The following is a 13,025-nucleotide window of genomic DNA, read 5'->3' as shown; positions in this document are numbered from 1 at the left end:
TAAACTATCGCCATCAAACGATTGAATGCGAGGGCTTACGAAAATTTGGTAAACTGCTATCACCGCATGAGGGAGAGTTATCCAATTGTAGAAATTCTTCTTTACTTTTCGCTAAAATGCTGACAAATAAATTATTAATTATCCCTGCTTATGCTTTAATACCCATAATTCTACCTCTTCTGTGGCACGCCAATATTGGTTTCTTTTTGTTTTTGCAGATGCCTTTTTTACTGATTTTTTAAAACATTTATCTAAGGTAAAACGAGATTCATTGAGCAACTCATTTTCTATCGGATGTTCTCTTGTCACATTTGTTATTTGACCTAAGTTAGAAAATAATAGTACAACTCTGCCATCTGGAAGCAATCTTTTCTTCGCTTCTTCAAAAAACTCAGGAAAAAGTTGGTTGTTATAGTAAATTGCTTCATCAAGACGATCTAAATCATGTGATGCTGGCAACCAAGGAGGATTGAAGACAATCAGCTCTGTTTGTTTTTCCCACGTACCAAATAAATGACCGCAAACAATCTCTATTTTCAAAGATAACTTCGTTCCTTTCATGGATTCCTTCAATCCAATAATGGCATTGGGATTCAGATCCGTACCATACGATTTTTGAAAGCCATACTTCATCAGTTGAAATGAAAGTATGCCACTTCCTATACCAACATCAATAGCTGATTTTTTGGGACCTTCATAGCGTTTTAACCAATTGTCAAAAAGTTGCAAATGTTCAAAACGAGTTGGAAAATAAACACCATAATAAGGATGAATCTTATTTCTCAAAACAGGAATGATTACACCCTTAAGATACCATTGCCAAGCACTGTTTAAACCTTGAATCTGAGGAAGGGTGAGTAGAAAGTCGTGTGATTCAGGGTATAATTTTTCCAACCATCCGATTAATGGAGCTTTCTTGACCACTAATTTGTGTTCATTAACTTCAATTAATACAAGATTTGATAATTTTTGATATTCTAAACGAAATGCCCGTTGTTCCAGAAAACCTTGATTTGGATGTTTTATTTTGAGATAAGATTGCAATTCATTTAAGAGATTCAAACCATTGCTATAAAATCCTTCTATTAAGACGTATTTTCCTAAAAGTAAAGTATCAATCGTTTCTTGAGCATCCGTTTCTATATTAAAATAGGCTAATTCTGCTCCAAACTCTATGGGTTTAGGTCTATTTATTTTTATGTCAGCATCTATCAATTCCTTGTTCATTGTACTAAGGTACTATATTCTTTAGTACGAAAGTGTTTAAAGAATATTCTGCCCTACACAATATTCTGTAAAGTAACTATTTTTCACCCTCCAAATATAAATTGTTCTTGGACAACCGCCACCACAACGCATCACACAATTTCAAAAAAAGGCTGGTGTATTGACAGAGAAATATCCTGTGTACCCAGTTTATCTTCAAAGAAGAAGTTATTTTGTGTACACAGGATTTTCATACTATAACCTTCTATGATCATGATTAATCCTATTGAATGGATTATTCAATCATCAATTTGATGCTGCTTAATCTTGTATGAGTGGAAATCTTTGCAATATAAACTCCTCTGACTAAATCAGCTACATTGATAGTCACTTTACGACTGTTTGGGTGTAGAACTGAAACCTGATTGCCGAGAATATCAAAAAGAGAGATGGTTGTAATAGTAAGTACCTAACCAGATTTAAAAGGATATTAAAATCTTCACAAGGGATTAATAATAAACATTTTGTGATTTTTGAAATGTACCAATAATTTTGATTAGGTACTTATTGACACCAGGAACAGTCCTAAGCACCTCTTCAGTACTCAATGGGTTGATATTTTTTAGGGTAATCGGGCTAATTTTAAAATTACTTCCCTTAAATTTTGCCTTAAAGTTATTTGGTGATGCACTAACGATGACTTCATCAAGGGTCGTATTTGCCCGCACCAATTCAATACTTCCTAATTTAGTTGTCTCAGGAGTTATTTCAAGCTGCATTTCATCATAACCCAAGTATTTGATGATGGCTATATCGTTTTCCTTTTCAGAAATTATTTGAAAAATTCCTTGTTCGTCTGTAACAGTTCCTGCTCCGCTTGCTTGTAGTTGGACTACTACTCCAATTAATGGTTGTTGGTCATCAGCATCTATGATTTTTCCCGATATGCTTTTTTGTGCAAAAGCCATAGTGCTTATAAATAGTAGAGCTGCTGTTAGGATTGTGACTTTTTTATTCATTATATGATTTTTTTGATTGCTGCCAACATTTTACATACCTGATGTGTCAACCTCTTTGAAGGTATGGCTCGGGTAGGTTATGCCTTCTAATACTCCTAAGAATAGTATTCTGATTGAAATGCGGAGCAGGCAAAGGGACTTTCACCGAATAAGGCTCACACATAAATCAGCCCCCCTTCGTTTATTTTATTGAAGTAGTCTTTTCATTTGTTCACGTACTTTATGTGACATCCGAGAGCCAAATTACAAAGATTATTCTTACCGCCCAAGTGCTTGGGGTTTTGTGGTGAATATTTCAAACTTGCCACAAGGTCATAGTGTTCCTTACTTTCCTTGTTCATAGAAACAAAATTAAATAACTCAATCAAATAATTTCCTGACTTTGAAGGCAAATCAATTCGAATCGTTTAGCTTGGCAAAAGTAGGATAAATATACAATTTGCCAATAGTTTTTCCTGCAATATAGGTCACTTCGTTTTTTCGAAATCGTGAAATGTCGAATATATATTCCTTGTGTTTCTGGGTTGGTAATTGTAACTGTATAATCGCTTTGAAGATAAAAAGTAAAACAGAAGGGGAGGGGGAAACACGTAATGCTTAAATAGCCAAATTGTTGAATAATAAATGATAAACATATATTTTTTTCTATCAATTAATCAAAGTAGCATTATCTGAGTTTGCCACTACCAAAATTTCTTAAATGTCACCCAACTTGCAACCCTATACTTACTTAGCACATCTTATAAATATAAATCATTAGAAAAAATACTAATGGTTCTACAAATTTTTACTACCTTAACATCCTATTTTAACAAAACAATCAATCCAATTATTTTATAAACCAAAATTCATTCATTCTATGCAAAATCTTTTTTACAAAAACTTAAGAACCCTATTAGTAGCTATATTGCTCCTATCACCATTTCTTCTTTTTGCCCAGCAAGGAACAGTAAGCGGGACAGTATCAGACGAAAATGGTTCATTACCTTCTGCAACGGTTGTTGTAAAAGGCACAACTATCGGTACAACAACAGACTTAGATGGAAGGTATTCATTGCGTTTAGAACCAGGTAGTTATGTCTTAGTTGCAAGTTATGTTGGATTTAGCTCACAGGAAAACTCCATCACCATTCAGACTGATAGGTCTATCACTACTAACTTTACACTTTCAGTAGGTATCCAAATGGACGAGTTGATTGTAACAGGTACTCGTACAGCGAATCGAACCAATACCGATGCCCCTGTTCCTGTGGATGTTATCAACGTCGGCAAACTGAGTGTGGCAGCTCCTCAAACAACTTTGAATCAATTGCTGCACACATCAGCGCCCTCCTTTTCGTCCAATACCCAAACAATTTCGGATGGTACAGACCACATTGATCCCGCCGCTTTGCGTGGTTTAGGGCCTGATCAGGTGTTGGTATTGTTGAATGGTAAAAGACGACATACTTCTTCTTTGGTAAACGTGAACGGTACATTTGGTAGAGGTAATGTAGGTACGGATTTGAATGCTATCCCTGCTTCTGCCGTAAAAACCATTGAAGTGCTAAGAGATGGTGCCGCAGCTCAGTATGGTTCAGATGCCATTGCAGGAGTCATCAACATCCGTATGAAAGACGATGTGAACAAATTGAGTCTCAACCTTACAACAGGTGCTAATTTTACCAGCGAAATTGGTGCTTTTGAAGGAGAACTAAAAGATCAAGATGGCGAAGTCGTCAATTTGGGCTTGAACTATGGTTTACCAGTTGGCGAACAAGGTGGTTTTATCAATTTCACAGGCGAATTTGAATACAGAGGAGCAACCAATCGAATGAAAGAATTTTCGGGCGGTATCTTCAATGGCTTAAATAGTGTGGAAAGAATCGCAAGAGCGGCAGGACAAGATGTAAGTCAATTGTCTATGCAGCAGTTGCAAGACTACTCTCAAAATGTTAGCTATTTTTCATCTGATTTGAAGAGTCAAATTGCCAATGCGCCTGATTTGGCAACTGTACAAGGTTTGTTAGGTGCAGACTTCACCACCGAAGAATTAGCTGCAAGAGGTCAAGTCAGAAGCGACTACAATATGCGTATCGGACAATCTCAACTTAGAGGCGGTAAATTCTTCGCAAATATGGCAGTTCCATTGGGCGAAAATATGGAGTTTTATAGCTTTGGAGGCATTGGCTACCGACAAGGTACTTCAGGATGTTTCTACCGATTGCCGAATCAAGATCGTACGACAACAGCCATTTATCCAAATGGTACAGTACCTAAAATCAATTCCAATATAAATGACAAATCTATTGCAGCGGGCATCAAAGGTATGATTGGTGATTGGAACATTGACTTTAGCAATACATACGGTCAAAACAGTTTCCTCTATTATATAACCGATACTCACAATGCAACAATGGGGGCTTCTTCTCCTACCGAATTCAATGCGGGAGGACACACATTTACCCAAAATACAGCTAACTTCGATGTTGCTCAATATTTTGACAGCATGGAAGGGATGAAAGGAATCAACGTAGCATTTGGTACAGAATTCCGATTTGAAAACTTCAAAGTCATTCCTGGAACCGAATCTTCATTTGGAAATTACGACATCAACGGTAATTTGGTGACTCCAACTACACCAAGCTCTTTGTTCTCAAAAGACCTTCTGGGCAGAAATCGTCCTTCAGGTTCGCAGTGTTTTGCAGGCTTCTTACCAACCAACGAAGTGGATGCCAACCGTTCAAGTGTGGGAACTTATCTAGATACAGAATTTGAATTTTCTGATGCTTTCTTGGTGAATGCAGCACTTAGATTTGAAAACTATTCTGACTTTGGTTCTACCTTCAATTACAAATTGGCGGCACGCTACAAAGTAGGCGACAACTTAGCCATTAGAGGAGCGCATAGTACAGGTTTCCGTGCACCTTCTTTGCACCAAATTCACTTTAGCCGTACTTCTACCATTTTTAGATTGGTGGATGGCGTATCGGTAGCACAAGAAGAAGGAACTTTTGCGAATACTTCAAGGGCTGCAAAATTGTTGGGTATTCCTCAATTGAAGGAAGAAACTTCTCAAAATTTCAGTTTGGGTTTCACACTTAAAGTTCCAGATGCCAACTTGCGTTTGACGGTTGATGCTTACCAAGTAAACATTGAAGACCGTGTGATTTTGACAGGTACTTTCAGTGCAGGTGGCGACGAAGAATTGCAGTCAATTTTTGAGCAAGCAGGTGCAACGGGTGCTAACTTCTTTGCCAATGCGATTGACACCAAATCACAGGGTTTAGACATTGTGGTTTCACACAGAACCGCTTTGGGTAATGGCTCTTTGACCAATGACTTGGCAGGTACGTTCTCAAAAACAGAATGGGACCAAGATGCAGGTATCAATGCTTCTGACTTGTTGAGAGAAAAAGGATTGGTGAATACCTACTTTAATCAAGAAAGTAGAATCTATTTGGAACAAGCTGTTCCGAGAACCAAATTGACACTGAGCAATACTTTGACTATGGATCAATGGACTTTTTACTTGCGTAACACCTATTTTGGTGAAACTACGGAAGCGACTACTGCCAACATTTTTGATGCAGATTTGAATCTAACTGACGATTCTATCAATCCTTATTATGGTGGTAAAGTCGTAACAGATTTGAGTGTCGGTTATAGCTTTTCAGATGACTTGTCCCTCACCATAGGTGCAAACAATCTTTTGGATGTTTACCCAGATGAATCCGATCCTGCTTTCCAATCAGATGGTCGTTTCATTTACACACGCCGTTCGCCTCAGTTCAGCACAAATGGTCGTCATATCTTTGCAAGAGTATTGTTTACTTTGCAATAGAATCTGATATTAAATACTTGATATTATAGTAAACGAAGCGGTGATTTTTCCATTAGAAGAATCACCGCTTTTTTTTAGAAACTTGTGACAAGGGTTTCCTTCAAGTTAGGAAACTCAAACAGGCGTTTTTTTGAAAAAGACATTGAGAAAAAACACTTACTTTTGTATGAATTTCATACAAAAAAAATTAACAATACAACAATGAAAACAGAGCTTCAAACAAATTCAATGCAAGCCTATCAACATACTGCAAAGAATCGTTTTTTGAAATACGTACAAATAGACACCCAATCTGATCCAGATTCTCCCACTTGTCCTTCAACGGCAAAACAGAAAAACCTCGGTAAAGTATTGGTCGAAGAACTGCAAGAGATGGGCATTGACGATGCACATTTGGACGAACATGGTTATGTATATGCTACGATTCACAGCAATACGGACAAAGATGTGCCTGTTTTGTGTTTTTGCTCTCACATGGACACCTCTCCTGATTGCAGTGGCGAAAATGTGAAACCCATCGTACATGAAAGATATGATGGTTCGGACATTGTTTTACCCGATGATACGGATCAAATTCTCACCCTTCAAAACCATCCCAAACTGAAATCTCAAATCGGCAACGATGTCATCACGGCAAGTGGAACTACTTTGTTAGGAGCAGACAATAAGGCGGGTTTGGCAGCGATTATGAGTGCTGCAAATATTTTGGTGAATCACCCCGAAATCAAACACGGCAAAGTTCGCATTTTGTTTACGCCTGATGAAGAAATTGGTCGAGGCGCAAACAAGGCGGACATGAAAAAACTGGGCGCAGATTTTGGCTATACGATTGATGGTGAATCTGCTGGTACTTTGGAGTGTGAAACATTTTCGGCGGATGGTGTGGTCATTCACATTGAAGGAAAAAGCGCACATCCTGGTTTTGCGAAAGGCAATATGGAAAGTGCTATCAAGATTGCTGGTGAAATCATCGCTCTTTTACCCAAAAATCGCCTTTCTCCTGAATCTACTGAGGAAAAAGAAGGTTTTGTGCATCCAACCGATATTGTAGGTATGGTGGAGTCGGCGACTTTGAAGTTTATTGTTCGAGATTTTGACACAGAAAAATTGAAGCAACATGAAGCGGAACTGGAGGATATAGTCAAAACTGTGATGAAAAATTACCCCGAATCGAGCTATCGTTTTGAAGTCACCGAACAATACCGCAACATGAAGGAGATTTTAGACCAATATCCACAAGTGGCTGAATATGCTTTGGAAGCTATCCGAAGAACGGGTTTGAAGCCTGTCCAAAAAAGCATAAGAGGCGGTACAGACGGTTCTCGTTTTTCGTTTATGGGCTTGCCTTGCCCCAATATTTTTGCAGGAGAACACGCTTTTCATTCTAAGCACGAATGGGTTTCGGTGCAGGATATGGAGAAGTCTGCGGAGACGATTTTGCAGCTTTGTCAGATTTGGGAGGAGAGGGCTTGATTGAACATGGAGACATAGAGGGTTTTTGCTCACTGGATTTGGGATTTTGAACGGAGAGACAGGGAGATGGAGAGATTTTTTGTAGGATGGAACATGGAGACATAGGAATTTGATTTTTATAGAGTTGGGATAAGTTAATGTGAATAATGAATACACTATTTGAAACTATACGGTTAAATACAAATTATTTGGTTTTTACATCTGAAAAACCTGTCTCTAATTTTGTATTAGATGATGCTACCTTTCTGAAAATATGGGATTTGCATCCCGAAGAATACCATATTGTAAAAATTCACGGCAAAGAAATTCCTACGCCAAGATGGCAGCAAGCCTATGGAAAAAATTACCGCTATACGGGTTCTAAAAACAATGCACTCCCTATTCCAGACATACTAAAAGTTTTTTTGGAGTGGTCACAAGAAAATATTGATGAAAGATTGAACGGGCTTTTGTTGAACTGGTATGATGGCTTGAAAAATCACTACATTGGAGCGCATCGAGATAGCACAAAAGATTTACAAGAGGGGAGTCCAATTGTTACGATTTCTCTTGGAGAAGAACGGGTTTTCAGAATGAGACCTTACAAAAACAAGGGTTTCAAGGATATAGAAATACGGAATGGAAATGTGATTGTTGTGCCGTGGAATACGAACCAACATTGGACACACGAAGTACCTCACTTCAAAAAATACAGTGGCAAGAGAATTTCGATTACTTTAAGAGCCTATTCAGAATGAACAAACCTTCTTGGTTCAACCGCCTCTTCATCAATAGCAATGTTTTCAACCTTTTTACTGGTCAAACCATCTCGCAGTCAGGGGATTCTATTTTTGAAATCGCATTGTTGTGGATGTTATTAGAGTTGACAGGCTCGAATGCTGCAACTGGTTTGATAGCGATGTCGGGATATTTACCGAGTTTGTTGTTCGGTCTGTTCAGTGGGGCATTGGTAGATAGGTTTGACAAGCGACGGATTATGTTGTTGGCAGATGTAGCGAGGGCAGTTTTGGTGGCATGTATCCCAATCTTGTATTATGTGGGTGGTTTGAATGGTTTGATTTTGGGGCTATTTACTTTTGCTATTGCTTCTTTCAATACCTTGTTCAACCCTGCTCGGGATGCTTTGGTGGGGAGAATCGTACATTCTGACAAACAACTTCAAGCCAATTCTTTGATTCACACTTCTTGGCAGTATGCACTGTTTGTAGGGCCAGCTATTGCAGGTTTTTTGCTGTTGTTTGTGAATGAGGTACAGTTGTTTTTGGTGGATGCTTTGACGTTTTTGTTGTCGTTTTATTTTATTTATCGGTTGAATGAACACAGAGGTGTGGAGGCACTGAGGCACACTGAGCGTGAAATTGAACTCAGAGACACAGAGACGCAGAGGTTTTTGGGAGTTGAACACGAAAGCTCGGAAACCTCGGAGACGCAGAATGCAAAACTTTGGCAACAGTTGGAAACTTTGCCAATGGAACATGCCGAAGAAGTCGGTACAGTTGAAGCGAAGCAAACAAAAAGTAGGAGGAAAGATATTGAAGTGGTGATTCGAGAGAGTTTACAGGATATGCGTGAAGGTTTGGCGTATGTGAAGGGGGATAAACGTTTGCTGGCTTTGGTGTTGATGACGATTTCCAATAATTTTTTTCTGATGGGACCTGCGGTGATTGGTGCGCCGATTTTTGTGCGGGAGATATTGAAGAAGGGAGTAGAAAGTTATGCTTTTGTGCAGATTGCGTATGGGATTGGGATGGTCTTGGGAACGTTGTTATTAAACTATTACAGCCGATTTTTTCGCAAAAGTTCGATTCTTTTGTGGGGTATTGCTTTGGATGGGATTACCTTTTTGCCTTTGTTGTGGGTGACGACTTTTGAAGGGATGTTTTTGACTTTGGTGATTCACTGTTTGGCGATTCCGATGATTATTGTGACCCGACCCACGATTATTTTGCAGCTTGTGCCGAGCGAAATGCAGGGGCGGGTTTTTAGTATGATTGGGGTCAGCGTGCAGGGAATTACCGCTGTTTCGATTGCGCTGACAGGCATTGCGGCTGCTACTGTTCCGATTAATGTGATTTATGCAGTTATTGCGGTGGCTGCTGCAATGACGGCTTTGATTGGGGCGAGTGTGAAGGAATTGAGGGAGTTGTGATGGTTTTTTGAACAGGAACGGATAGATAAAAAGGAACTCTTTTTAAAAAGATCAAGCAGTTTTTAATAAAAATTAGGTTGTTTCCAAAAAAGGTGCTATATTTGCAGCCTCTTAATGAAAGAGATAGTTCTTTCTAAATATCGCGGAGTGGAGCAGTAGGTAGCTCGTCGGGCTCAAAGAAATGCAAATTGAATGTTGAATCAATGAAACACTTTCAATGATTTGTTAAAATTCGATTTGTTTGGGCGGCATAAAAAGAAATTTTTATGTGTTTATCTGTCAAATTCGGGGAAATCTTTAGTGTGATAATCCCGAGCCAAGTTTTGAAAGTAAGCAATTGTTTTCAAAAAAGGTGTAGAGACTGGTTGGCAGACATCTTAACAATTCGGCTGAAGATGAAGGGACAGTCCAGACTACAAATCCTAAGCAATTAGGAGCAGTGAAAACTGTAGTGGTAGGCATAACCCGAAGGTCGCAGGTTCAAGTCCTGTCTCCGCAACATTAGCAAATGCTATTAACCCCTGTAAATCAGTGATTTGCAGGGGTTTTTTAGTTTAAGTGCGTAAGATTTGCGTAAACTTTAACTTTCTTTGAAGTTGGTATTTTTTGACATTAAAATGACATTAAAATGACATTAAAATCCACCAAACCCCATACTTTTAGTATCTTTATTAAGGTTTTTTAATAACACTACAAGGTTAAAAAAGGATAGAAAATGATTAAAACAAAATGGTTGATATACACAGTTGCCATTGGATTGCTTCCTTTTTTATTGAGACTTTTAATGTTTGTAGTTGGTAAAAATGCAGGGTATGATTTTTTAATGAATGAATCTGACTTTATTACCTTTGGATTAGTATTAAATCTCACTAACCTAAATGAATTAGAACACAAAAAAGAAAGTGTTTGGAAAACTCAAATGATAGGATTGGCAGCAATTCAGGTAGCTGTATATGCAGGTATTTTAGTAATTTCTTACATTACTGAATTTCCAAAACAAGAGATAATTAGACCTCATATACTTTTTTATTGTTCTCTTATACTTTCAATAATATCATTTATCTTTAGTTATAGTATCTATGATAGATTAAATAAACTATCAATCAATGAGCAGTCCTGAAATTATACTAATATTAATCACAAGCATTATTGGATTGATTGTTTTATTTGTTTCATTCAAAACAATAATTGAAACAAGAAAGAAATCTATTAAGGACTACCACAATAATAAGAAAATACGAAAAACAAGATTCGATGAAAAAAATTAAATCATTCATTTACTTAGATAATCAAAAAATGTATTCTATTTCTTCACAACTTTTTGAAGGACTTACTGAATATTTGGTAAAATCAAAAAGTAAGAAATATACAGATGAAGAAAAACAAAAAGGAAATTTGATGAGTGGTAGGTTAATGGCAGATATTATTGAAGAATATACAAATCATACTGAAAAAAAATTCCTACATGACTACTCATACACTATTTTTGAAAATGCTTTAATCAATGAAAAAAAAGTATTGTCAATTGATAGACAGAATATTAGTAGCCAAATCAAAGAGATTAATGACTTTCATTTTGTAAAGTTGACTGGTCAAATTGTATTTAATGATTCAAAAATGCTTGTAGAAACATTTAAAAATTTCAACCAGTTAGGGGAATCAATAGGATACATAGCCAGTCAAGAAAAAAACAAAAAAGTTAATGAATTAGAAAAAACTGTTTCACAAATTAAAGATAGGAATAAAAGAAATAAAGCTAAACAGTTACTTTCATCTAAAACAAATTCAAAAAAACAGTTACTTGAATCTGGTTTAAATATGGATGACAAGTTTTTAGAAAGTTTAGTTTATGTGATTAATCATATGTATAAATCACAATTTGAAGTCCAAATTCCATTTCCCAGTGAAATTGAAAATTACTTATTTACCTCAATCATAAACAGAAATTTTTTGAAAGAAAATGAGTATGAAGTTGTAGGAAAATATTCACGTGAAACCGAAAAGCCATTCACTATATTTGGAATATTGACACAAACATCAAGAAATTTAAATGAGCCAACAAGATTAGAAATATTGAAGAATAACCTTGAATTAAGTTATGATATTCAAGGTAAGAAAAAGCAAGGCAACATAAAAGAGGCTATTCTTAATATTGTACCGAAATTAACAGGACTTGAAAAAGGGTTTATTGGAAGGTTAGATTATGAGTACATTATAGATCCTATTGCTATTTACAGAGAATTGTAATTCTTTTCATTTTTTTTATAACACGATTATAGCCTGCTTACAAAACGAATTTTCTGTTTCCAAATACTTGCTCGCTTACCCCTTTTCAAAAACGAAAATCACAGTCCGTAAACTACTTGTAAACAGTATGTTTACGGACTGTTTACAAGGGGAAATTCCCATTTCCGAACAGTTCGCTTTTTGGGTTCGCACAAAAACACAAATTGCACACCTAAACCACTCGTTTACAAGTCCGCTTACGATGTGCAATTATTTCGTCCAAATTTTCGTTTATTTTCTTTTTGCGCTCTTTTCATCGACTTTAATTCGTTTTCCAATCGTCTGGTGTTGGCATTTTTTAGCTCTACAGTCACTCCAAAATTCAAAATTTTTCATTATCAATTCTCTGAAATCTCCATGTTTTTTCGTATCTTATAAATTGATTAATAATTAATTATAAGTATGAACACAAAATTAAAAGGAGACATTGCAGAACAGGCTGTTATTTTATATGCGTTAAAACAAGGATGGGGAGTATTACAACCTGTTGGTGACAGACTACCTTATGATTTGGTTTTGGATGTTGAAGGTAGATTGATAAAAGTACAAGTAAGAAGTGCTTGGTAAGATAACAATAAAAACAACTATGTGGTAGATAATAGAAGAACCAAAACAAATAGTCGAAATATGGTTCGTTCCGTCTACTGTTTGCATGATTTTGATTTTGCAATTCTTTATATCGAAGAACTACATGTCTTTTATGTAATGCCATGTGAGGTATTCACAAGTTATGGAAGTGAAATTCATTTGGTCGAGGATGATAAAAGATAAAGAAAACCAAAATCTGCCATTTATAGGGAAAAGTGGGAGATAATGGCGTAATAAGTAACTGAATTCACATCTATGATTTTACTTACAATCACAACCTCTGTATAGAAGACTCTACACAACAATTGAAGGTAAACCTCTCTATCCCCACATTCCATTCTCCAAAAAAATATAGCCTAATTCCCCAAAACCATCTTATTGCTTTTTTTAGTAACTTCGCTACCAGTATTTTTGTGAAATTGCATGTTCTCATTTTACTGCTTTTTTAGATAGCATTTTTGCAGGCAATTTTTTATCTGAA

Annotated in this window: 8 protein-coding genes and 1 pseudogene; 7 read left to right on the top strand and 2 right to left on the bottom strand. The window is 36.7% G+C overall.

Features of this window, described 5'->3' with window-relative positions; translation table 11 throughout:
* Positions 1–138: 138 nt before the first annotated feature.
* Positions 139–1,227, bottom strand: a complete 1,089-nt coding sequence (locus R3E32_08255) for a methyltransferase (GenBank protein MEZ4884701.1) — start codon at positions 1,225–1,227, stop codon at positions 139–141.
* 488 nt (positions 1,228–1,715) lie between these two features.
* Entirely contained in the window at positions 1,716–2,225 is a 510-nt protein-coding gene (locus R3E32_08250; protein ID MEZ4884700.1) for a carboxypeptidase-like regulatory domain-containing protein, read from the bottom strand.
* 859 nt (positions 2,226–3,084) lie between these two features.
* Here R3E32_08250 and R3E32_08245 point away from each other — a divergent pair.
* The 7 genes and pseudogenes from R3E32_08245 to R3E32_08215 all read left to right on the top strand — a co-directional run bounded on the left by R3E32_08245 (position 3,085) and on the right by R3E32_08215 (position 12,727).
* Entirely contained in the window at positions 3,085–6,048 is a 2,964-nt protein-coding gene (locus tag R3E32_08245) for a TonB-dependent receptor (GenBank protein ID MEZ4884699.1), read from the top strand.
* A 201-nt stretch (positions 6,049–6,249) separates the two neighbouring features.
* Positions 6,250–7,521, top strand: a complete 1,272-nt coding sequence (pepT, locus tag R3E32_08240; protein MEZ4884698.1) for a peptidase T — start codon at positions 6,250–6,252, stop codon at positions 7,519–7,521.
* A 146-nt stretch (positions 7,522–7,667) separates the two neighbouring features.
* Positions 7,668–8,258, top strand: a complete 591-nt coding sequence (locus R3E32_08235) for an alpha-ketoglutarate-dependent dioxygenase AlkB (GenBank protein MEZ4884697.1) — start codon at positions 7,668–7,670, stop codon at positions 8,256–8,258.
* A complete protein-coding gene (locus tag R3E32_08230) occupies positions 8,255–9,670 on the top strand; it encodes an MFS transporter (GenBank protein ID MEZ4884696.1) in 1,416 nt (471 codons plus the stop codon). The genes R3E32_08235 and R3E32_08230 overlap by 4 nt, the downstream gene beginning before the upstream one ends.
* 715 nt (positions 9,671–10,385) lie before the next feature.
* Positions 10,386–10,790: a hypothetical protein gene (locus R3E32_08225; GenBank protein MEZ4884695.1), complete on the top strand. Its 405-nt coding sequence runs from the start codon at positions 10,386–10,388 to the stop codon at positions 10,788–10,790.
* Positions 10,791–10,924: 134 nt separating this feature from the next.
* Positions 10,925–11,917 (top strand): hypothetical protein, encoded by a 993-nt coding sequence (locus R3E32_08220; protein ID MEZ4884694.1) that lies wholly within the window; start codon positions 10,925–10,927, stop codon positions 11,915–11,917.
* Between the two features lie 441 nt (positions 11,918–12,358).
* Positions 12,359–12,727, top strand: a pseudogene (locus R3E32_08215) (group I intron-associated PD-(D/E)XK endonuclease).
* Positions 12,728–13,025 lie beyond the last annotated feature (298 nt).

This window comes from Chitinophagales bacterium (assembly GCA_041392475.1).
In the GTDB taxonomy this organism is placed as follows: Bacteria; Bacteroidota; Bacteroidia; order Chitinophagales; family UBA2359; genus JAUHXA01.
This window is presented reverse-complemented; position numbering and strand designations above follow the sequence as displayed.